At 66.2% G+C, this 21,565-nt stretch carries 24 protein-coding genes and 1 riboswitch; of the genes, 12 read left to right on the plus strand and 12 right to left on the minus strand.

The window, feature by feature from the left end; translation table 11 throughout:
- Positions 1–71: 71 nt before the first annotated feature.
- Positions 72–192, plus strand: a riboswitch (TPP riboswitch).
- 114 nt (positions 193–306) lie between these two features.
- Genes thiC through B6V74_RS13305 form a run of 6 tightly spaced genes read left to right on the plus strand, consistent with a single transcriptional unit; the run spans position 307 to position 5,561 of the window.
- On the plus strand, positions 307–2,103 hold the full coding sequence (thiC, locus tag B6V74_RS13280) for a phosphomethylpyrimidine synthase ThiC (RefSeq protein WP_088723034.1): 1,797 nt from the start codon (positions 307–309) through the stop codon (positions 2,101–2,103).
- Positions 2,100–3,068 carry an FAD-dependent oxidoreductase gene (locus tag B6V74_RS13285; protein ID WP_088723035.1) on the plus strand — a complete coding sequence of 323 codons (969 nt, stop codon included), beginning with the start codon at positions 2,100–2,102 and terminating at the stop codon, positions 3,066–3,068. The genes thiC and B6V74_RS13285 overlap by 4 nt, the downstream gene beginning before the upstream one ends.
- Entirely contained in the window at positions 3,037–3,234 is a 198-nt protein-coding gene (gene thiS / locus B6V74_RS13290) for a sulfur carrier protein ThiS (RefSeq protein WP_088723036.1), read from the plus strand. The genes B6V74_RS13285 and thiS overlap by 32 nt, the downstream gene beginning before the upstream one ends.
- A gap of 1 nt (position 3,235) precedes the next feature.
- Positions 3,236–4,003, plus strand: coding sequence for a thiazole synthase (locus B6V74_RS13295; protein ID WP_088723037.1), 768 nt, complete (start codon positions 3,236–3,238; stop codon positions 4,001–4,003).
- The gene (locus B6V74_RS13300; RefSeq protein ID WP_088723038.1) at positions 4,003–4,596 is read left to right on the plus strand and encodes a thiamine phosphate synthase; all 594 of its coding nucleotides are present in this window, start codon (positions 4,003–4,005) and stop codon (positions 4,594–4,596) included. Before B6V74_RS13295 ends, B6V74_RS13300 begins: the two co-directional genes overlap by 1 nt.
- Complete coding sequence (locus B6V74_RS13305; RefSeq protein WP_088723039.1) at positions 4,593–5,561, plus strand: HesA/MoeB/ThiF family protein; 969 nt, start codon at positions 4,593–4,595, stop codon at positions 5,559–5,561. Before B6V74_RS13300 ends, B6V74_RS13305 begins: the two co-directional genes overlap by 4 nt.
- Positions 5,562–5,609: 48 nt before the next feature.
- Here the strand turns inward: B6V74_RS13305 and B6V74_RS13310 are convergent, their stop codons facing one another.
- The 8 genes from B6V74_RS13310 to B6V74_RS13345 form a co-directional block, all read right to left on the minus strand.
- Complete coding sequence (locus tag B6V74_RS13310) at positions 5,610–6,212, minus strand: GntR family transcriptional regulator (RefSeq protein ID WP_088723040.1); 603 nt, start codon at positions 6,210–6,212, stop codon at positions 5,610–5,612.
- A 36-nt stretch (positions 6,213–6,248) separates the two neighbouring features.
- Complete coding sequence (locus B6V74_RS13315) at positions 6,249–6,977, minus strand: methyltransferase domain-containing protein (RefSeq protein ID WP_088723041.1); 729 nt, start codon at positions 6,975–6,977, stop codon at positions 6,249–6,251.
- Positions 6,974–7,570 (minus strand): pimeloyl-ACP methyl esterase BioG family protein, encoded by a 597-nt coding sequence (locus tag B6V74_RS13320; RefSeq protein ID WP_088723042.1) that lies wholly within the window; start codon positions 7,568–7,570, stop codon positions 6,974–6,976. Before B6V74_RS13320 ends, B6V74_RS13315 begins: the two co-directional genes overlap by 4 nt.
- Positions 7,570–8,838 carry an adenosylmethionine--8-amino-7-oxononanoate transaminase gene (gene bioA / locus B6V74_RS13325; RefSeq protein ID WP_088723043.1) on the minus strand — a complete coding sequence of 423 codons (1,269 nt, stop codon included), beginning with the start codon at positions 8,836–8,838 and terminating at the stop codon, positions 7,570–7,572. Before bioA ends, B6V74_RS13320 begins: the two co-directional genes overlap by 1 nt.
- Positions 8,838–9,455, minus strand: coding sequence for a dethiobiotin synthase (gene bioD / locus B6V74_RS13330; protein WP_088723044.1), 618 nt, complete (start codon positions 9,453–9,455; stop codon positions 8,838–8,840). The genes bioA and bioD overlap by 1 nt, the downstream gene beginning before the upstream one ends.
- A complete protein-coding gene (locus B6V74_RS13335) occupies positions 9,452–10,585 on the minus strand; it encodes an 8-amino-7-oxononanoate synthase (protein ID WP_088723045.1) in 1,134 nt (377 codons plus the stop codon). The genes bioD and B6V74_RS13335 overlap by 4 nt, the downstream gene beginning before the upstream one ends.
- Positions 10,582–11,529, minus strand: coding sequence for a biotin synthase BioB (gene bioB / locus B6V74_RS13340; RefSeq protein ID WP_088723046.1), 948 nt, complete (start codon positions 11,527–11,529; stop codon positions 10,582–10,584). Before bioB ends, B6V74_RS13335 begins: the two co-directional genes overlap by 4 nt.
- Before the next feature lie 312 nt (positions 11,530–11,841).
- Positions 11,842–12,318 carry a GNAT family N-acetyltransferase gene (locus tag B6V74_RS13345; protein ID WP_240497105.1) on the minus strand — a complete coding sequence of 159 codons (477 nt, stop codon included), beginning with the start codon at positions 12,316–12,318 and terminating at the stop codon, positions 11,842–11,844.
- Between the two features lie 407 nt (positions 12,319–12,725).
- Between B6V74_RS13345 and queC the strand changes: the two genes are divergently transcribed.
- From queC to queF, 4 genes are read left to right on the plus strand one after another with little or no spacing between them, the layout of a single operon-like run.
- Entirely contained in the window at positions 12,726–13,427 is a 702-nt protein-coding gene (queC, locus tag B6V74_RS13350) for a 7-cyano-7-deazaguanine synthase QueC (RefSeq protein WP_088723048.1), read from the plus strand.
- Positions 13,427–13,780 carry a 6-carboxytetrahydropterin synthase QueD gene (gene queD / locus B6V74_RS13355; protein ID WP_088723049.1) on the plus strand — a complete coding sequence of 118 codons (354 nt, stop codon included), beginning with the start codon at positions 13,427–13,429 and terminating at the stop codon, positions 13,778–13,780. Before queC ends, queD begins: the two co-directional genes overlap by 1 nt.
- Positions 13,777–14,487 (plus strand): 7-carboxy-7-deazaguanine synthase QueE, encoded by a 711-nt coding sequence (gene queE / locus B6V74_RS13360; RefSeq protein WP_088723050.1) that lies wholly within the window; start codon positions 13,777–13,779, stop codon positions 14,485–14,487. The genes queD and queE overlap by 4 nt, the downstream gene beginning before the upstream one ends.
- Positions 14,488–14,503: 16 nt before the next feature.
- Positions 14,504–14,968 (plus strand): preQ(1) synthase, encoded by a 465-nt coding sequence (queF, locus tag B6V74_RS13365; RefSeq protein ID WP_075777284.1) that lies wholly within the window; start codon positions 14,504–14,506, stop codon positions 14,966–14,968.
- 88 nt (positions 14,969–15,056) lie between these two features.
- Here queF and B6V74_RS13370 read toward each other — a convergent pair whose 3' ends face one another.
- Positions 15,057–15,572, minus strand: a complete 516-nt coding sequence (locus B6V74_RS13370; protein ID WP_088723051.1) for a plastocyanin/azurin family copper-binding protein — start codon at positions 15,570–15,572, stop codon at positions 15,057–15,059.
- A gap of 200 nt (positions 15,573–15,772) precedes the next feature.
- Positions 15,773–16,462 carry a helix-turn-helix domain-containing protein gene (locus B6V74_RS13375; RefSeq protein ID WP_088723052.1) on the minus strand — a complete coding sequence of 230 codons (690 nt, stop codon included), beginning with the start codon at positions 16,460–16,462 and terminating at the stop codon, positions 15,773–15,775.
- 221 nt (positions 16,463–16,683) lie between these two features.
- Between B6V74_RS13375 and B6V74_RS13380 the strand changes: the two genes are divergently transcribed.
- Together B6V74_RS13380 and B6V74_RS13385 are read left to right on the plus strand one after the other, a co-directional pair.
- Entirely contained in the window at positions 16,684–18,129 is a 1,446-nt protein-coding gene (locus B6V74_RS13380) for an FAD-binding oxidoreductase (RefSeq protein WP_088723053.1), read from the plus strand.
- A gap of 66 nt (positions 18,130–18,195) precedes the next feature.
- Entirely contained in the window at positions 18,196–18,570 is a 375-nt protein-coding gene (locus B6V74_RS13385) for a group 1 truncated hemoglobin (RefSeq protein WP_088723054.1), read from the plus strand.
- A 67-nt stretch (positions 18,571–18,637) separates the two neighbouring features.
- On the opposite strand, the gene B6V74_RS13390 is transcribed toward B6V74_RS13385, so the two are convergent.
- Together B6V74_RS13390 and B6V74_RS13395 are read right to left on the minus strand one after the other, a co-directional pair.
- Positions 18,638–19,738 (minus strand): HPP family protein, encoded by a 1,101-nt coding sequence (locus tag B6V74_RS13390; RefSeq protein WP_088723055.1) that lies wholly within the window; start codon positions 19,736–19,738, stop codon positions 18,638–18,640.
- Positions 19,739–19,956: 218 nt separating this feature from the next.
- A complete protein-coding gene (locus B6V74_RS13395; RefSeq protein ID WP_088723056.1) occupies positions 19,957–21,186 on the minus strand; it encodes an ROK family transcriptional regulator in 1,230 nt (409 codons plus the stop codon).
- Between the last annotated feature and the right edge of the window lie 379 nt (positions 21,187–21,565).

Here is a 21,565-nt window from a genome sequence, read left to right on the forward strand (position 1 = left end):
GGGCGCGCCGATCACGACCGCCGGATGTCGCGCGGACGCGCCTTGCCAGGTTCGCACTTCGCTCCTACAACAGGATCACGCAGGGGAGTCCCGCTTAGGGGACTGAGAGGCTGACAGGGTGAAAACCCGGTGACGCGACCCTTTGAACCTGACCCAGTTGATACTGGCGTAGGAAGCTAGGCGCGCAGACCGGGAAGAGTCTTTCTCTCGTTGCGGGCCATGACAAAAGGCCGTTCGGCCTTTGGTTTCCCAAGCGTCTCTCAATTGGTGTCCTTTGAGATCGAATGCTTGAGGAGCACCGAAACGATGAACATCCCCAACCCCAAGATCACCACCGGTCCGCTGCCGGCGTCGCGCAAGATCTACGTCGAGGGCGCTTTGCATGAAGGTTTGCGCGTGCCGATGCGCGAGATCGCCATGCACCCCACCGCAGGGGAAGCACCGCTGCCGGTCTATGACAGTTCGGGCCCTTATACCGACCCCGAGGTCACGACCGATATCAATGCCGGTCTCGCGCCGTTGCGCCGGGCATGGATCGAGGCGCGCGGCGATGTCGAGAGATATACCGGGCGCGATGTCCGACCCGAGGATAACGGCTTTGCCCAAGGGGCGCGGCTGACGCCGGAATTCCCGGTCAGGCGGCAACCGTTGCGGGCCAAGGGCGACCGCGCGGTGACGCAGCTGGCCTACGCCCGCGCCGGGATCATCACGCCCGAGATGGAGTTCGTCGCGATCCGCGAGAACCAGCTGCGCGAGGCCGTAGGACCGCGCGACGGGCAGGACTGGGGCGCGAACCTGCCCGATTACGTGACGCCGGATTTCGTGCGCGACGAGATCGCCGCAGGCCGCGCGATCATCCCGGCCAATATCAACCACCCGGAAGCCGAGCCGATGATCATCGGGCGCAATTTCCTCGTGAAGATCAACGCCAACATGGGCACCTCGGCCGTCACCTCCTCGATGGAGGAAGAGGTCGACAAGTTGGTCTGGGCGATCCGCTGGGGCGCCGACACCGTGATGGACCTCTCGACCGGGCGCAACATCCACAACACCCGCGAATGGATCATCCGAAACAGCCCCGTGCCGATCGGGACCGTGCCGATCTATCAGGCGCTGGAGAAGGTGAACGGCATCGCCGAGGACCTGACATGGGAGGTCTTCCGCGACACGCTGATCGAACAGGCCGAGCAGGGCGTCGACTACTTCACGATCCATGCAGGGGTGCGTCTGCACATGGTGCCGATGACGGTGGAGCGCGTGACCGGGATCGTCAGCCGGGGCGGCTCGATCATGGCGAAATGGTGCCTGCATCACCACAAGGAGAGCTTCCTCTACGAGCATTTCGAAGAGATCTGCGACATCTGCCGCCGCTACGACGTCTCGTTCAGCCTCGGCGACGGGCTGCGGCCGGGCTCGATCGCGGATGCCAATGACGCCGCGCAATTCGCCGAGCTGGAGACGCTGGGCGAGCTGACGAAGATCGCCTGGGCGAAGGACTGTCAGGTGATGATCGAGGGGCCCGGTCATGTGGCCATGCACAAGATCAAGGAGAACATGGACAAGCAGCTGGAGTGCTGCCACGAAGCGCCGTTCTACACGCTCGGTCCGCTGACCACGGATATCGCGCCGGGTTACGACCACATCCCCTCGGGGATCGGGGCGGCGATGATCGGTTGGTTCGGCTGCGCCATGCTCTGCTACGTCACGCCGAAGGAACATCTGGGCCTGCCCGACCGCGACGACGTGAAGACCGGCGTGATCACCTACAAGATCGCCGCCCATGCCGCCGATCTGGCCAAGGGGCTGCCCGGCGCGCAGCGGCGCGACGATGCGCTGAGCCGCGCGCGTTTCGAGTTCCGCTGGGAAGACCAGTTCAACCTCTCGCTCGACCCCGATACGGCGCGTGAATTCCACGACGAGACGATGCCGAAAGAGGCCCACAAGGTCGCGCATTTCTGCTCCATGTGCGGGCCGAAATTCTGCTCGATGCGGATTTCGCACGACATCCGCGCCGAGGCGCAAAAAGAGGGGATGGAGAGCATGGCCGCCAAGTTCCGCGAAGGCGGGGAGCTTTATGTGCCGCTCAAGGAGCCCGGCGAATGATCACCATCGCAGGCGGCGGCCTCGCGGGGCTGTCCTCGGCGCTCGAACTGGCGCGCGCCGGGGCTGCGGTGCGGGTCTTCGAGGCGGCAGAGGAGATCGGGGCGGGCAGTGTGTCGCGCTATGCGGGCGGGATGCTGGCGCCGTGGTGCGAAGCCGAAAGCGCCGAGGAGGCAGTGGTCACGCTGGGCGCGCGCGCGGCAGACTGGTGGGCCGAGATCACGCCGGTCACGCGGCGCGGCACGCTGGTCCTCGCCCCGCCGCGCGACAGTGCGGAACTGACGCGCTTCGCCCGCCGCACCTCCGGCCATCGCACGCTCGATCAGGCGGCGATCACCGAGATGGAGCCGTCCCTCGCGGGGCGGTTCGCACGCGGGCTGTATTTCGCGGAGGAGGCGCATCTCGACCCGCGCCGCGCGCTGCGCGATCTGGCGCGGGCCGCGCGTGACGCCGGGGTCGAGATCGTGTTGGGAACCACGGCCCCCGCGCAGGTGGATCTCGATTGCACCGGCTTTGCCGCCGACCTGCCTGACCTGCGCCCGGTGCGCGGCGAGATGGCCATCCTGCACTGCCCGGAGGTCGAGATCACCCGCACCCTGCGCCTGCTGCACCCGCGCATCCCGCTCTATCTCGTGCCGCGCGGGCAGGGCGTCTACATGATTGGCGCGACGATGATCGAAAGCGCCGCGACGCGCCCGATCACGCTGCGCTCGCTGACCGAAATGCTCAGCGCCGCTTTCACGCTGCATCCCGGCTTTGCCGAGGCGAGCGTGATCGAAACCGGGGCAGGGCTGCGCCCGGCCTATCCCGACAACCTGCCCCGCCTCGAGAGGCACGGCGGGACGCTTCATCTCAACGGCCTTTATCGCCACGGCTTCCTGCTTGCGCCTGCGATGGCGGCCCGTGTCCCGCAACATTTCTTTCCGGAGGGCTCCGATGCAGATCATCGTCAACGCGAAACCGCATGAGATTGCCGCGCAGGACCTCGCAGCCGCGCTGGCGGAGCTGGGCTTTGCCAATCCCGCCATCGCCACCGCGCTGAACGGACAGTTCGTGCCCCGGGCCAACCGCGCGGACACGCGGCTTGCCGAGAGCGACCGGCTCGAAGTGCTCGCACCGATGCAGGGAGGCTGAGATGAAACTCTATGACACCGAACTCACCTCGGCGCTGCTTCTGGGTACGGCGCAATATCCCTCGCCCGCGATCCTGTGCGAGGCGATCCGCGCCAGCGGCTGCGAGGTCATCACCGTAAGCCTGCGCCGCGAGGCCACGGACGGCGCGGGCACGCAGTTCTGGGACATGCTGCGCGAGACCGGGATGCGGGTGCTTCCCAACACCGCGGGCTGCCATTCCGCGCAGGAGGCCGTCACCACCGCGCGGATGGCGCGCGAGGTCTTCGGCACCGATTGGATCAAGCTGGAGGTGATCGGCCATGTCGACACGCTGCAACCCGATGTCTTCGCGCTCGTCGAGGCGGCACGGACCCTCGCGCGCGATGGCTTCAAGGTCTTTCCCTACACCACCGATGACCTGATCGTCGGAGAGCGGCTGCTAGAAGCCGGGTGCGAAGTGCTGATGCCATGGGGCGCGCCGATCGGCTCGGGGCAGGGGCTGCGCGACCCCGATGCGCTGCGCGCGATGCGGGCGCATTTCCCGACCGTGCCGCTGATCGTCGATGCGGGGGTCGGGCGCCCCTCGGATGCGGCGCAGGCGATGGAGCTGGGGATGGACGGGGTGCTCTTGAACACCGCTGTGGCGAAAGCCGGCGACCCGGTCGGCATGGCACGCGCGATGGCGCTCGCGGTGCAGGCGGGTCGTGCGGGGCATCTTGCCGATCCGATGGAGCGGCGCGACATGGCCGTGCCCTCGACCCCGGTTCTGGGGCTGGCGGAGTTGATGTGATGGAGCGGTTCTACCTGATTACCTCGAATGTCGCGCAGCTGGAGCGTCTGGTGCCGCAGGGCGTCCGACTGGTGCAGCTGCGGCTCAAGGACGTCCCGCCCGCCGAGACCCGCCGCCAGATCGCGCGGGCGCGGAATGTCTGCGCCCGCCACGGCGCGCAGCTTGTGGTGAACGACTATTGGCAAGAGGCGCTCGACCTGGGCTGCAGCTTCGTCCATCTCGGGCAGGAGGACATGGACACGGCGGACTTGCCCGCGCTGCGCCGCGCCGGGATACGCTTTGGCCTGTCGACCCATGATGAGGCGGAGTTGGACCGGGCGCTAGGGCAGGACCCTGCCTATGTGGCGCTCGGGCCGGTCTATCCGACGAAGCTGAAGAAGATGAAATGGGCGCCGCAGGGGCTGGAGCGCGTGGCCCGCCGGAAGGCGCTGACGGGGGGCGTGCCGCTCGTCGCGATCGGGGGGCTGACGCCAGAGCGCGCGCCCGGTGTGTTCGCGGCAGGCGCCGACAGCCTCGCGGTCGTCACAGATATCCAGCAGGCGCCCGACCCGGAGGCGCGGGTGCGCGCGTGGCTGAGGGTCTGCGCACCATGAGCCGCTATGCCCGCCAGATGATCCTGCCCGAGATCGGCGCGGCGGGGCAGGCGAGGCTGACTGCCGCGCATGTTGCCGTCATCGGGGCCGGAGGCTTGGGCTGTCCGGTGCTGCAATATCTCGCCGGGGCGGGCGTGGGACGGCTGACGATCTTCGATCCCGACATGGTCGAGGAAAGCAACCTGCACCGCCAGCCGCTCTATCGGATGGCCGATCTCGGACGCCCCAAGGTCGAAGCCGCGCGCGACGCGCTGCGCGCCCTCAACCCGCAGATCGCGGTCAAGGCGCGCGCTACTGCGCTCGGGCCGCAACGGGCGGAGAAGATCGCGGCGGAGGCAGATCTGGTGATCGATGCCGCCGATAGTTTCGCGGTGTCCTACATCCTTTCCGATGCTTGCCTGAGGGCGCAGACCCCGCTGATTTCCGCGAGCGTTCTGGGCCAGACCGGCTATGTCGGCGGCTTTTGCGGTGAGGCACCCTCGCTGCGCGCGGTCTTCCCGGACCTTCCCGCCTCCGGCGCGAGCTGCGCCACGGCGGGCGTGCTGGGCCCGGTGGTTGGTGTGATTGGCTCGCTGCAGGCGCAGATCGCGCTGCGCGTGCTCCTCGGGACCGACGCGCCCGCCTTGGGCCGGATGCTCACCGCCGATCTGGCGGAGCTTTCCTTCGGCGGGTTCAGCTTTCTCGGCACGCCCGAGCCGGAAAGGCCTCTGCGGTTTGTGTCGGCCGACATGCTGTGTGAAGGCGATCTTGTGGTCGACCTGCGCGGTGAAGACGAAGCGCCCTCGCCGATTTCCGCCGGGGCCGTCAGGCTGCCCGGTTCGGAACTGACGGCGCTGGAGCCCGCCTCCGGTCAGCGGGTCGTTCTGTGCTGCGCCTCGGGCCTTCGGGCGTGGCGGGCCGCGCGCGATCTTCAAGAACGCGGTTTCGAGGCGCTCGCCTTGCTTGCCGCCAAGGCGGATGGGTGATGCAGCGCCGGAGGTTTCCGCGTCGAGGCCGCGTGCGGCGCGGCCGGTTCAGTTCAGCCGCTGCAGATGGCGCGTCAGAATTGCGGCGGCGGACTTGGCGTCCTGACGCCGGATCGCGCTCATGATGCCGTGGTGATCCTTGTCGATCCGCGGGCGCCAGCGCGCGCGGTAATGGACGAGGATGTAGCGGGCCGCGAGGTTCTGCATGTTCTCGACCGATTCCAGCAGGCGCGGCATCTCGCAGGCCTCGTAGATCTTGATGTGGAACGCGCGATTCTGCTCTTCCCAGTCGTAGATGTTGGAGGCCTGATCGCAGGCCTGACGCAGCTCGTCTGCCTGTTGCACCTGTGCGGGCGTCAGGTTGGGCACCGAGTGCAGAAGCGTGAGCGGTTCGAGCGCCAGCCGCATCAGTTTCAGCTCGCGCTGCGCCAGCGGATCCAGTGGCGCGACGTGAACCCCCTTGTTGGGCCGGGACACCACCAGCCCGCGCGCGGACAGCTTGAGCAGGGCTTCGCGGACCGGCACATGGCTCACGTTGAACTCTGCGGCGACATAATCCTGCCGGAGACGTTCGCCCGCGATCAATTCGCCGCGAATGATGCGGCGGGCCAGTTCGTCGGCGATCAGGTCAGGGGTGGGCGCGGCAGGAATGGTCTCGGACTTTCAAGGGGGCGTGTGGGCCGAAGGTCAGGGCATGCGGGCAATACAGCAGGACGGATGGTAGGTCAAAGTCAGAGGGCCGTCTCGGTCCATCCGCTTCATCAGGTGACGCAGGCGCGGCGCCGACAGTTGCCCGCCCATCAGCCCGTTGACCCCGGTCGCGCGAAGATGCCCGAACAGGGCCCGCGCATCGGGGAAATCCAGACGGATGGTCTCGTCCCACGCGGCGATAACCTCCATGTGCCGGGGCATGTCGTGGCTCAGTCCGTCCGCGTCACGATAGGAGGGGGCACCCGCGGCAAGCCCCAGCCGTGCGAGTTCCGGGAAATTCCCGGGACCGAAACTGGTGACGGCGAGAAGCCCGCCGGGGACGAGGGTGTCGGACGCCTTGCGAAGGAGTTCACGCGGCGCGGCCAGCCATTGCAGCATCGACGTCGAGGCGACCAGATCGAGGCGATCCGGCAAATCGATTTCGGTCGCATCCCCCCCGAGGGCGTGGACGCGGGTCCGCTCTGGCCATTGCAGATCGGGCAGCGGCGCTGCGAGGTCGTTGAGCCAGAGCTCCCGTGGCTCCAGCTGCAGAAGGTTGCGCGTCAGAAGGCCGGTGCCATGGCCAAGCTCGATAACCCGCCCCCCGCGTTGCATCATCGGGGTCAGGCGTTCGCTCAGCCGTGCCGCGATCCGGGCCTGAACCAAGGCTGCCCCGTCATAGCTTGCCAAATGGCGCGAGAAGGCTGCGGCGATACGCTCTTTCATCCGATGATCTCCTGCCAGTTCCGCCAGTGGGCGAACGGGAAATGGCCCGTGTCGACCCAGTCGATCGGCTGGCCTGGCCAGGCAGCGGTCATCGCGTCGGCGGGGAAGATGCGATCCTTGCGCGCCGCGATGATCCGATCGAATGCGCCGACCGGCGCCGGGGGCCGAGCCCTGAGCGCGCGCAGCTCGTCGCCCAATGCGGCAATGTCGGGCGCCTGCGGTTGCGGCAGCCCCGCGCGGCGCGCGAAGCGGGCAAGGCTCTGGCGGTCAAGGCCGGCGAGGGTGCCGTCATAAATGTCCGCGCCGATGGTGCGGCGTGGGTCGGTCGCGCCGCAGATCGCGATGGCACGCTCGGGGCGCAGACCACCCAGATGCCGCGCCGCCACTGCCACGCCCATCGAATAGGCGACGAGCGTGATCCGGTCATGCCTCTCTATCCATGCGGGATCGAAGGTTTCGTTACGGTAATCGCTCAGGATCAACAGGTCACTGTCGCCTGCCAGAAGTTCGATCTCGGCGGTCTCAGTGGCCCAGCCGGAATAGAACATCACCAGATGCGGATGCCCCCGCTGCCTGGTCCAACGCGCCCGCATCAAAGCCCCTTCGCAATGGTGAGCATGGCATGGGTGACGCGGCTCAGCTCGTCGGGCTCGATGCTCAGGGGCGGCATGGCGTAGAGGAGCCGTCCCAAGGGACGCAGCCAGACACCGCTTTCCATGCAGAACCGGTGCACGCGACCGACGGGCAGCGGGGCCTCCATCTCGATGACGCCGATCGCGCCGAGCGTGCGCAGGTCGCGAACGCCCGTCATGGCTCGGGCTGGGGCCAGTTCGGTGGCGAGCTGTGTCTCGATGGCGCGGGCTCGGGCCGACCAGTCGCGGCCTTTCCACAGATCCATGGCCGCCGAGGCAACGGCGCAGGCCAGCGGATTGGCCATGAAGGTCGGGCCGTGCATCAGGGCGCCGACAGTCGCGGCCAGCTCCTTGGTCGTGATCGTGGCGGCGAGGGTCATCATGCCGCCGGTGAGCGCCTTGCCGAGGCAGAGGATGTCGGGGGTGACGCCTGCCGTCTCCATCGCGAAATCGGCCCCCGTGCGGCTGAACCCGGTGGCGATCTCGTCGAAGATCAGGTGGATGCCGAAGTGGTCGCACAGGGCGCGCAATCCGCGCAGGTAGCCGGGGTGATGGAAATGCATTCCGCCGGCTCCCTGAACGACGGGTTCGATGATGAAGGCCGCGATGCGGTCGCCGTGGGTGCGGAACAGCGTCTCCACTTCTGCCAGCCCATTGCGCACGGGATCCTCGCTCCACTGCGCGTCGAAGGAGATCGGCGGGCGCGGGACGAAGTGCTGCGCCGAGAGGGCGCGTCCGAACTGGGCGTGCATGCCGGTCTCGGGATCGCTCAGGCTCATCGCCTTCCACGTGTCGCCATGATAGCCGCCCCGCGCGGTTGCGAGGTCCGTGCGCTGGGGATGGCCCCGGTTCACCTGCGACTGGGCGGCCATTTTCACCGCCACTTCGACCGCGACCGACCCGCTGTCGGAATAGAAGATCTGATCGAGCCCGGCGGGCATCGCCGCGACGAGCTGTCTGGTGAGATCGATCACGGGCTGATGGGTGAGGCCTGCGAACATCACATGCGGGAGAACCTCGGCCTGATCCTTCAGCGCCTGAACGAGGGGCGCCGGCGCATGGCCAAAGGCCGCGGCCCACCACGAGGACATGGCGTCGATCATCCGTCCCCCGTCGTCGCGGGTCAGCCAGATTCCCTCCGCCGCAACGATCCTGTGCAGGCGCTGCGGGCGGGCGCGTTCGGTATAGGGATGCCAGACATGCGCCTGTTCGAAAGCCATATCCTTCATCACAGTGCTCCCCGGATGCGATCGAGATCGAGCCGCCAGGCCGCATCGCGCAATCCTTGTGTCGTCAGATCGGACATGAAGGGTAGGCGGCCCAGCGACGGCAGCTCGGCGATGCGGCAGATGGTGTCCTGACTGTCGGCCACCTCGTCGCCGACGAAGGCGATACCGACGAGCGGCACGCCCCGGGCGCGCAGGGCTTCGATTGTCAGCAGGCTGTGATTGATCGTGCCGAGCGTGGTCCGCGCGACGACGATCACGGGCGCGCCCCAGTCCGCCATCTGGTCGGCATAGAGACGGTTGCCGTTCAAGGGCACCAGCGCACCGCCTGCGCCTTCGATGACGAGCGGGCCTTTCACCTCGGGCAGCTCCAGAGAACCGATCTCAACCCGGTCCAGCCTCGCCGCGAGATGGGGGGAGGCCGGGGTCCGCAGACGCCATGCCTCCGGCAGGGTGGGCCGCCCCGTGAGCCGCGCGACGGTTTCGCTGTCGGTTTCCTCGTCCAGCCCGGCTTGCACAGGCTTCCAGTAGCTCGCCTGAAGCGTGAGTGTCAGCGCCGCGCTGAAGACGGTCTTGCCGATGCCGGTATCGGTGCCGGTGACGACGATGGGTGAGGTCATGGGGTAAGCTCCGGTGCAAGGGTGGACAGGGTGCCGAACAGGGTGTCGATGTCGCGAGGCTGCAACCCGCCCGTAAGCGAGATGCGCAGCCGTGCCGTGCCTTTGGGGACCGTCGGCGGGCGCACGGCCCGCAGGTCGAGCCCCGCCGCCTGTAGCCCCTGCGCGAGACGGATAGCGGCATGATCTTCGCCGACGATCAGCGGTATGATCTGGCTGCCGTGATGGTGCAGGCCGATGCTTTCCGCCGCACGATGGGCGTGCTGGCGGAGCGCTGCGGCATGGTTTCCCCATCGCGGCCGGGTTTGCAGCAGATGCAGCGAGTGCCGGACGGCCGCCGCCATCAGCGGCGAGGGCGCCGTGGCATAGATGAAGGGCCGCGCCCGGTTGATCAGGGTTCGGATTACCACGCTGTCGGCGCAGATCAGCGCCCCGCTCGCGCCGAGCGCCTTGCCGCAGGTGTGGATCACGATCATGGGCACGTCGCAGCCCGTCGGCGCGAGCCCCCGGCCATCGACGCCGTAGAGACCCGTCGTATGGGCTTCGTCGAGGATCAGGGTGGCGTCATGGTCCCGGGCGATCGCGACGAAATCCGCCAGCGGCGCGAAGTCGCCATCCATCGAGTAGAGCGTCTCCAGGGCCAGCCAGACCCGGCCTTTGCCGCCATGCTCACGCCAGCTCCGGATCTGGGCGGCGGCGTCCTGGGCGTCGTTGTGGCGAAAGCTGCGCAGGTCCGCCGCGCCGAGCCGCATCCCCTCGTGCATGCTGGCGTGGACCAGCGCATCGTGCAGCACCAGATCGCTGCTCATCGGCAGACAGGTGAGGATCGCCTGATTGGCCTGAAAGCCGCCGCCCATGTAGAGACAGGCGTCCGCCCCGAAGAACGCGGCGGCTTCGGTTTCGAGCCGCTCGAATTCCGCGTCATTGCCCCGCAGCAGCCGCGAGCCGCCCGATCCCACCGGGATACCTCGTGCCAGCGCGTCCGTGATGCTTTGGGCGAGTTCCGCGGAGTCGCGCAGTCCCAGATAGTCGTTAGACGCGAAATCGAGACCTATGCCGGGGATCAGCTCCCGAAGCCGCCCTCTCGCCTCGAGCTGCGCGAGGCGAGAGGCATGACGAGGATAGGGGGTCATGGCTGATCCGCAGTCTCTGGCAGCGCCTCGGGGACCAGTCCGAGACGGGCGAAGAGCAACGCGTCCTTGCTGTCCTCGGGGTTGTCAGCCGTCAACAACGTGTCGCCCACGAAGATCGAGTTCGCCCCCGCGAAGAAGCACATCGCCTGCAGCTCATCGGACATCGCGCTGCGCCCCGCAGAGAGACGGACATAGGAGCTCGGCGCGAGTATCCGCGTCGTGGCGATGGCCCGCACGAGCTCGAACGGATCGAGCGGCGGCGTGTCGGCCATCGGGGTGCCGGGCATCGGGATCAGGAGGTTGATCGGGATGGATTTCGGCGGCTCCGGCAGATCGGCGAGGGTCTGGATCATGCTGATGCGATCTTCCGCCGTCTCGCCCATGCCCAGAATGCCGCCCGAGCAGACATTGATCCCGGCCTGCCGCACGCGCTCGAGCGTCTCGATCCTGTCGGCGAAGCTGCGGGTCGAGACGATGGCGGAATAGAACTCCTCGGACGTGTCGATGTTGTGGTTGTAGTAATCGAGCCCCGCCTGCCTGAGCTGTACCACCTGTTCGTCGTCCAGCATCCCGAGGGTCATGCAGGTCTCCAGCCCCATCGCCTTGACCCCCTCGACCATGGCGATGACCGCGGGCATGTCGCGTGGCCTTGGCGAGCGCCACGCCGCCCCCATGCAGTAGCGCGTGGCGCCTGCCGCCTTGGCCTTGCGCGCTTCTGCAAGAACCCTCTCCACTTCCATCAATTTCGATGCGCTGAGTTCGGAGCCGTTGCGCGCCGACTGTGCGCAATAGGCGCAATCCTCGGGGCAGCCTCCGGTCTTGATCGAAAGCAGCTTGGCGCATTGGATCCTGTTCGGATCGAAATTCGCCCTGTGCACGCCATGGGCGCGGGACAGCAAGTCCATCAGCGGAAGATTATAGATTTTATGTGCGCGATCTTTCATGACGACCCATCTCTTGACTGTGGTGGTCAGAAGATGACGCGGCGCGGCATATCTCAATTTGCAAAGAAATCTATTGTCGGCGCGCTTAGGGGGTCGTCTAAGAGTATGAAATAAAATAAAAATCAATGAATCGTCTGAGCGGTCGAGGTGCAGGGAGGCGTAAACGCTAACTATTATCTATAATCAGGCCGGCGGTGCCGCGATGTGCGGATGGGCGCCACCTCGCGGCCTCTAGTGCGCGGCGCCTTTTGCTATCGCTGGGAAAAAAGCGGCCCCTCGCCGCGCGGTCGGGTGGTCAACGGAGCCCGGGCTTCAAGCGCGGGGCCGGGGAAAACGATACACGCTTCTCTCGATACCGTCGGGGAATTTCTCTCTGGCGACCTGTTCGCCACCGAGCTTTTCGGTCAGGCGCTGAGCGGCTTCGTTCTCGTCTCGCATATGCGTTTCCACCGCGTCCCAGCCATTATCCAACGCCCATGTGATCACCCCTCGCGACGCCTCGGCGGCGATACCGCGGCGCCGGGCATCGCGCGCGATCCACCATGTCAGCTCGTGGCGGGGCCAGCCGTTGGCGTGAACGATGCCGCATGTTCCGACACATCGCCGTTCTTCGACGAGGTCGATCGCCCAGACACCGTGCCCCCGAAGCACCCAGTGGCCGACATCCGCCGTCAGTCTCGCCCAAGCCGCAGCGGGCGACAGCGGCCCGCCATAGAAGCGGGAGGCCGCCGCGTCGCCGAAGAAATCGCAATAGACCGGGAAATCCTCTTCGACCGGAGCTCTCAGCAAGAGCCGATCCGTCTCAATTCGGGGAACCCAGTCAGGGAATGTGTCTGTTCGAGCGCGCATGAAGATAACGCTACCGCCTCCTTTTGAACGACGGAAGCGATTGCCTGCCCTCTTGCGAGCGCGCGCCAGAAGTTGATCCTGTGTGATCTCGAGGCGTCGAGACTGGGATGCGATCTTCGCCCGGATTCAGGAGGAACGCCTATCGCCTCCGCATCACTCGCAGCCAAGAAAAATAGGGGTAAAGCGCCGGTTCCAATTTGCCCGGTTTGCGGGGCGCTGCCCTCCTTGTGCGTCCGGATTTCCATCTTACGCACCAACGCGCGCGCCCTTGCGGCGCAGAGATCCTTCCTTTAGACGCCCGCTCAACCGGTCGCAGCCTACCCGGTCATCAAAACAAGGGTTCAAAAATGAAGACTCTCGTCATCTGCTCGGGTGGCCTCGACTCCGTGTCGCTCGCCCATATCGTCGCCGCTGAGGGCAATCTCTCACGGCTCGTTTCCTTCGACTACGGCCAACGGCACCGCAAGGAGCTTGATTACGCCGCCGCCGCCGCGCGCCGCCTTGGCGTGCCGCATCACCTTATCGACATGCGCCCAATCGGGGCCGCGCTGACAGGTTCGGCGCTGACGGACGATATCGACGTGCCCGACGGGCATTACGCCGAAGAGACGATGCGCATCACCGTCGTCCCGAACCGCAACGCGATCATGCTGGCAATCGGCTTCGGCGTAGCCGCGGCGAATGGCGACGAAGCCGTGGCGACCGCGGTCCATGGGGGCGATCACTTCATCTACCCCGATTGCCGCCCTGCCTTCACCGAAGCCTTCGATGCGATGCAGCGCATGGCGCTCGACGGTTATGCCGATGTGCGGCTGGATACGCCTTTCGTGCATCGCTCCAAGGCCGACATCGTGGCGGAGGGCGCCAGACACGGCACGCCCTTTGCCGAGACCTGGTCTTGCTACAAGGGAGGCGAGGTGCATTGCGGGCGCTGCGGCACCTGTGTCGAGCGGCGAGAGGCGTTCCATCTGGCGGGCGTCGAAGATCCGACCGTCTATGCCGATCCCGGTTTCTGGGCCAAGGCCGTCGCCGACAAGGAGGCGCGCTGATGTTTCGCATCCGCAAGGAATTCCACTTCTCCGCCTCGCACCAGCTTGCCCATCTGCCCGACGATCACCAATGCGCGCGGCTGCATGGGCATAATTACATCGTCGTCGTCGAGCTGGCTGCCGCGACGCTCGATGCGGACGGGTTCGTGCGCGACTATCATGATCTGAAACCGCTCAAGACCTATATCGACGAGAGTTTCGATCATCGGCACCTCAACGATGTGATGGAGGTGCCTTCGACCGCCGAGAACATGGCCAAGCATTTCTACGACTGGTGCAAGGCGCGGTGGCCCGAGACCAGCGCGGCGCTGGTCAGCGAGACGCCCAAGACCTGGGCGGAATACCGTCCATGATCACCCTGCGCATCGCCGAGATTTTCGGCCCGACCATTCAGGGCGAAGGCGCGCTGATCGGCGAGCCCACGCTCTTCGTGCGCGCGGGCGGCTGCGATTACCGCTGTTCGTGGTGCGACAGCCTCCACGCGGTCGACAGCGCCTATCGCCACACATGGGCACCGATGAGTTCCGAGGAAGTCTGGGCAGAGCTGCGCCGCCTGTCGGGTGACCGCCCGCTGACGATCTCGCTCAGCGGAGGCAACCCGGCCATTCAGGATTTCGGACCGCTGATCGCGCTTGGGCGAGCCGCCGGCTACCGCTTCGCCTGCGAGACGCAGGGTTCTGTCGCGCGGCCGTGGTTCGGCGATCTGGATACGCTGGTGCTGTCGCCGAAGCCGCCCTCGAGCGGGGAGCAGGTCGATTGGGACGTCTTCGCCGATTGCGTGGCGGCCGGACGCTCTGCCGGCAGCACCGTAATGAAGATCGTGATCTTCGACCGTGCGGATTATGATTGGGCCAAGGACGCCCATGCCCGTCACCCCGATCTGCCGCTCTATCTTCAGCCGGGCAATCCCGAGGTCGATCCGGACGTCCCGGTCGATCCGCAGGCGCTTGCCGACCGGCTGGGCTGGCTGACGGAAACCGCCATGGCGGACAACTGGTTTGTCCCCCGTATTTTGCCGCAGCTGCATGTCCTGATCTGGGGCAACAAGCGCGGCGTCTGATCCATCGGAGACCCAAATGACCAACTCGATCTACAGCGATCTCAAGCAACTCGGCGGCGCGACCCGCATCCCGGCAAGCCCCGAGGAGGCCGAACTCGAACGGGTGAGCAACCCGCAGGCCGATATCAGCTACAACGTCCGCTTCACGGCGCCGGAGTTCACCTCGCTCTGCCCGATGACGGGGCAGCCCGACTTCGCGCATCTGGTGATCGACTACGTGCCCGGACAGTGGCTGGTGGAGTCGAAATCGCTGAAGCTCTATCTGACGTCGTTCCGAAATCACGGCGCGTTCCACGAGGATTGCACGATCTCCATCGCGCGGCGGCTGGCGGATTTCCTCGAGCCGCAATGGCTGCGCATCGGTGGCTACTGGTATCCGCGCGGCGGTATCCCGATCGACGTATTCTGGCAAACCGGGGCGATGCCCGAGGGTGTCTGGATTCCCGATCAGGGTGTTCCGCCCTATCGCGGGCGCGGCTGACCTTCGCCGCGTCCCGGCCTCGGGGTTTAGTCTTAGAGCCTCGCCCCGGGGCCGTGCCTTCGCATGACGCTCGCCGGACCTGTCGAAGTTATTCTACACGGACCAGCGTCCACATCCCCATGATGTAGTGGCCGGGGATGTTGCAGTAGAGGATGTATTCGCCCGGCTTCAGCGTCACCGTGAGCGAACCGCTCTGACCGGGATCGAGCTCGGAGACCTCGCCGAGATGGCCGGCCTTCTCTTCGTCGACCCGCATTTCGTCCTTGTTATAGGGCAGTTCCTCGGTCGCGCTCTTGACCGGGGCCACGATCATCTCGTGCACGGTGCCCTTAGAGTCGTTCTTGACCTCGAAGGTGACCTTGCCCGCAGGCACGACCGCCGGTGTCGCGGTGACGCCCATCTTCGCCTTCGAGACCCGCTCGCCGGCGCCAGCCATGTTGAAGCCCATGGGCGGCAATTGTCCCAGATCGTCCATCGCGTTGTCGCCCTTGTCCCAGAGCGAGACCTGCACGGTGGCGGGATCGGCGGCCATTGCGGGCGTGATCGTCAGCGTCGGCAGAGCCGCGAGGGCGAGTGCGAGGGTGGTGCGTCTTGTGAGTTTCATCTTCTATTCCCTTCTCGGTGTTGAGGTTTCGACCTTCGAGAAGAGGGATAACGTGTTTGGTGAAGGGTCCGTTTTGACCCAGATCACGTCTCACGCCACTGTGACGGCCGGGCCGAAAACGGCGGAGCGCTGTCGAGATGGCTTCGCTCAAGCGAGGGTGCGCCGCGCGCCCTGGGCATGCCCGCGCAGGGCGACGCGGCTCAGGAGGCCAGTTTTCGCTCGGTCGCGAAGGGGCTGAGGCCCAGCCAGCTCTGCATCGAGGCCACAACGTCTCGAGACCCGTCGAGATCGAGTTTCCGGGCGGCTTTCGACACGGTGGTGAGACCCATCCAGATCTCTGTCATCGTGCGCAGATCCGTCGTGACGAAAAGATCCACGTCGAAGCCCGGATCGACCTGACACAGATCGACATCGCCGCTCGCCTCCACGATCAGCCACCATGAGGATTTCGACGCCGCGAGCTCGGGGAACCGGAAATTGAGGACGGTGCGCCCCGGCGGAAGCGGCGCCGGATCGAGATTGCGGCGCATGTCCCACATCAGCAAAGACACGTCGAGCCGTTCCAGCGAAGGCTCGGATTCCACCCATTTCTGCCCCCATATCCCGAAGGCCTCGACAACCGGCAGAAGGTCCTTTCCTGCGTCGGTCAGAAGATAGTCTACAGCCTGAGAGCCTTCGACAGGATGCCGTTCGACGATCCCGGCCGCTTCCAGTTCCCGCAGGCGCTGTGCGAGCAGGGTGCGCGACATCCGCGGAACGCCGCGCCTGATATCGTTGAAGCGCGTCGATCCCGCCACGAGCTCGCGCACGAGGACGATCGTCCATCGGGTGCAGAGGATTTCGGCCGCCATCGCGACGGGGCAAAACTGGAAGTAGCTGGCGTTGGACATCGGAGATCTCCTCCATTGCTGTTCCCAGCATAGCACGAATTGCGATTCCTTTATTCGGCTTCGTGCCCATGCTCTCTGCTCGGGCGGGCCGGTCCAGTTTCGCCACTGGTTTGAGACACGCTGCGCGCTCATCCTTTCAGAACCGCAAGCAATCGAAACGCGGCAGACGCGCAAGGGGTAGAGCGCGTCGCTGTGCGCCATGGTCTCAGAGGGAGGAAGACATGTCGGATATCATTGAAATGAACGGGCTGGACGGCACGCGCAAGAAGATCACCGGCGCGGACCGAGAGGCCCTTGCCGCCGCCTTGCGCGGCGAAACCCTGATCGAGGGAGACGCAGGCTATGACGCCGCGCGGTCGATCTGGAACGGGATGATCGACCGCAAGCCGGGGTTGGTCGTGCATGCGATGGGGGCCAGCGACATCCAGAGCGCGGTCGCCTTTGCCAAGGAAAAGGGACTTCGGATGGCTGTGCGGTCCGGCGGCCACCAGATCGCCGGTCTCGCGGTCGAAGAGGGCTCGCTGATGCTGGACCTGTCGGGCATGCGCTCGGTTCACGTCGATCCCGAAGCTGGGACCGTCCGGGCCGAGCCGGGTGCGACGCTGGGCGACGTCGATCGCGAGTCGCAGGTGCATGGGCTTGCCGTGCCTGTCGGCGTGAACTCGACAACCGGGATCGCGGGGCTGACACTTGGTGGCGGCTTCGGCTGGATCACCCGGAAATACGGGATGACGGTCGACAACCTCTTGTCGGCCGACGTGGTGCTCGCCGATGGGCGTTGCGTCAAGGCATCGAAGACGGAGCATCCGGACCTTTTCTGGGCGCTGTGCGGCGGGGGCGGCAATTTCGGGGTGGTGTCCTCCTTCGAATTCCAGGGTCACGCCATCGGCACCGAGGTTCTGTCCGGCCTCGTCATCCATCCCTTCTCGGAGGCGGCCACTCTGCTGCCGAAGTTCCAGGAGATATGCGACAAGGCGCCGGACGAGCTGACGGTCTGGTCGGTCCTGCGCAAGGCGCCGCCGCTGCCGTTCCTGCCGGAGGACTGGCACGGGCGCGAGGTGCTGATCTTCGCGGCCTGTTACGTGGGTGATATGGCCAAGGGCGAAGAGGCGATGCGGGAGCTGCGCGCCCTCGGCACGCCCATCATCGACGTGATCGGCCCGCATCCCTTTACCGGATGGCAGGCGGCCTTCGATCCGCTGCTGACGCCCGGCGCGCGCAATTACTGGAAGAGCCGGGACTTCCTGAAGCTCGGCCGCGGCACGATCGAGGCGATACTCGGCGCGGTTGAGGAGCTTCCCGATCCGCAATGCGAGATCTTCATCGCCCATGTTGGCGGCGCAATGGCCCGCGTCCCGTCGGACGCGACCGCCTATCCGCAGCGCGACAGCCACTTCACCATGAACGTCCACACCCGCTGGGACGACCCGGCGAAGGATGCGGACTGCATCGGCTGGGCGCGCGACCTGTTCGACGCCACGGCGGCGGATGCGGCGCCGAGCGTCTACGTGAACTTCCTGCCCGCGGATGACGCGGGTCGCCTCGCCGAGGCCTATGGCGGAAACCTGAACCGGTTGCAGGAGATCAAGGCGCGCTACGACCCGACGAACCTCTTCCGAGTCAATCACAACATCCAGCCGCAGCAGGTGCGGCAGGCCGCGCAATGAGCCGTCGCGCCCCGGACGCGAATGCGCCCCGGGGCCACGGCCTCCAGACAGCAAGGAGCTAGAACGATGGAACAGACTCTCTACGAACGGCTCGGTGGAAAGCCCGGGATCAAGGCGCTCGTCGACGATGTCCTCGAGGCGCATATGGTAAACCCCGCAATCAGTGCCCGTTTCCTGCCATACCGCGAAAGGCCGGACGACCTGAACGACGCCAAGGCGCAACTCTGTGCGTTCTTCGGCGCGGGCAGCGGCGGCCCCGAGCCATATAGCGGACGCGACATGGTGACGGCGCATCGCGGCATGAATATCAGCACGAGCGAATACATGGCCGCGATCGACGACATCATGTCGGTCCTTGCGGCGCATGAGGTCGACGAGATGACCCGCAAGGACGTGCTGATGATCGGCTATTCGCTCAAGGGCGATATTACGAACCAATGAACGTGTCGGACGGGCGGGGGGATCTCCGCCGCTCCCGCGCGATCGCGCGCTGCCTTTTGAAGCGCGCCTACGCCGCTGCGCGGTCGTCGGCCCCGTCCAGCAGCAGACGGATGATATCGGAGCGGGTGAGGATACCTGCGAGACGGCCCTCCCGCGTCACCGGCACGACCTCGGTTCCCTGCGCCGCGAGACGGTTGAGAAGGGTGCCGACGGGCAGGTCATGGGCGACCGCGCGGTCGGGCGAACGCATCACCGCCGAGACGGTGCGGGGCCGCGCCCGCCGGGGCAGGGCGCGCGGCCGGCCCTGCGCGGCGACTTCGTCGAGAAGATCCGCCTGAAGCACGAGGCCGCAGAGCCGGGTCTCGGCGTCGATGACAGGAAGGCTCTTGATGGCATGGGCGCGAAACAGGTGCGCGGCCTCCGGCAGCGGTGTGTCAGGGCGCACCGTGATGAGATCGGTGGTCATGATGTCCGCGCAGGTCGTGCCGTCGAAGCGGTGCTGCGCCGCCTCGGCCTCTGCGGCGGCCAGCAGCCGCCCGAGATCCGCCACCCCGAGATTGGCCGTCTGGTTGAACCGGTCGAGCAATTCGCCCAACTGGGCGCTCGACAATCCCAGCCGCGGCGGCGCATCCGCCGCCCGCTCCGTCTCGGGCTGGCGGAACGGGTAGACCCGCCCGGTGGCCCGGTTATAGACGATCGCGGCAACGACCAGCGTGGCGGTCGTCAGCCCGACCGGCACCAGCGCGAAGAGCGGTCCGATCTCGAGCGCATGTGTCGGATCGAGCGCGGTCAGCAAGGCGACGGCACCGCCCGGCGGGTGCAGCGCGCGCACGAACATCATAGCGGTGATCGCGGCGCCGACGGCAATCCCCACCGACCATGAGCCGGGCAGGCTGCGGACCACGAGCAGCGCGACCAAGGCCGAGGTGACGTTGCCGACGATCGCCGACCACGGCTGCGCAAGGGGCGAGTTCGGAACGCCGAACACCAGCACCGCCGTCGCCCCGAGAGGCGCCACGAGATAGATCGAGGAAAGACCGAACCGTGCGCCGAGGCTCACCACGAGGGCGCAGAGGCTGATGCCGAGCAGCGCCCCGAGGCCAGCCCGGATCTGTTCGCGCCCGTGGAATGCCGGCAGCGCCGGAGCGAGATGATGCCATGCCCGCATGGGAAAGCCCTTCCAGCTGGCCGAAAATCAAACGAATCGCGTTTGTATGCGTCAGAAATGGACGGGAAGGGAACGGGCGCGCCCGCGGAAAAGGACGCTGATCCGCGCGCCACGCAGAATTCGGGATGCCGGTTCCGCGTGGCGTCTGCGGCGGCAAACAATGTTTGCCTGGGGCCGCTCGTGCCGGCTTGCGGGTGACCGCGTCATGCGATGGGGGTTTACCGCGCCAACTGCCCGGGAGGCGCTTTCCGGAGCAAGGTATTCTGGTCGATCATGAATTCGGTGGAAATTGCGTAAGCCGCGGCGCCCATGGCGCGGATGACCGAGCCGAAATGCCCGGCGTGGATTTCGGGGTGATAGACTCCTTGCAGATCGAGGCGCGAGAAATGCCGGTCGACCTCCGCCACCAGCCTGTCGCGGATATCTTGCGGAAACGCGCCGTCGATGATGACGGCTTCGAAATCGATCACAGCCTGGGCGGAGACGATCGCATGGGCGAGGCTTCTCGCCGCGCGCGTGATCCAGAGCGAGAGCGCAGGCTCGAGGGGCGACCAGTCGGCACGGTCGTCGTGAAGCCGTTCGGGGTCGCTCTGCTGTTCCGCCAGAAGGCGCTCGAGCACAGAGAGCGAGGCATGGTCGATCAGGCGGTGGCCGCCGGGCTCGTCGGGAATTCGCAGCGGCCCGAAGCCGCCGGAGTTTCCCGACCGCCCGGAAAACACGCTGCCATTGAGAACGACGCCGCCCCCGATGAAGGTGCCGACGAAGAAATAGACGTAGTCCTGCTTGTCGGTGGGCGGTCCGAAAACCAGCTCTCCACGGCAGGCCGCGGTGCCGTCATTCTCGACGGAGATCGGCCCGGGAAGCAGCGATGCGAGCTCGGTGCGGGGGTCGAAACTGCGCCATTTCTCCAGCTCGTCGGTCGGCGCGTCGAAGTCCTCGGCCCAGTGCCACAGCTCGGAGGGAATCGCGATTCCGCTGGCATCCACGTCTTCACGCTTCAGTTTGGCCGAGCGCAGCAGCGGGCGGAGATTGTCCTTGATGAAGGTGACCAGCGCCGTCCGGGTCGGGAAGCCGTGGCGCGCCGAGCGGCGGGCCATGACGGCGCCGGTAAAGTCGACCACGACCATGTCGAAGCTGCTTCGGCCGATCTTCAGGCCGAGGTAGTGTTTCGCTTCTGGGTTGAGGCGCATCGGCACGGAGGGCTGGCCCACGCGGCCCCGGACCGGATCGCCGCGCAGCAACAGGTCGTCCTGCTCGAGCGCCTTGAATATCTCCGAGACCGCGTTGGCGGACAGCCCGGTTGCGCGGGTCGCCTCGGCTTTCGTCAGCGTGCCGTGGCGGCGGATCAGATGGAGCACGAGACGCTCGTTAAGGTCTCTTACCGTGAGTTGGTTGGTGCCCATGAGCGGCACGGCATTCAGGGTTTTGTCGGGGCGTGCTGTCGTCATCTCTCACCGGCGGGGAAGGTCACGTAGCTTAGTCCTGCGTGGTTCGTGGGTGATCGGATGCTACGCGGCGGCCCGGAGGGGCGCAAGCAACATCGAAAATTTGCTCTAAATAAAAATTCATCCGGAAGTTTTTATTGACAGACGGAAGCTTCGGGCGCTAGCTCTTGGTGACTTCGGGGAAGGGAGGAGGCTTCGCCGGCGGTGCCGCGGCATCGTGAATGCGGGTGCGACGCGCATCCCGATCGGACGCGAGAAAACTTTTCCATGAAGTTTCAATGGATGCACTGAATGCATCTCAGCAAGGGAGGAGACCTGACATGAAGAAGACAACCGCGATTCTGGGAGCGACGGCGCTTGGTCTGATGGCGACCGGGGCCTG

This window comes from Thioclava sp. F42-5 (assembly GCF_002213195.1).
In the GTDB taxonomy this organism is placed as follows: domain Bacteria; phylum Pseudomonadota; class Alphaproteobacteria; order Rhodobacterales; family Rhodobacteraceae; genus Thioclava; species Thioclava nitratireducens.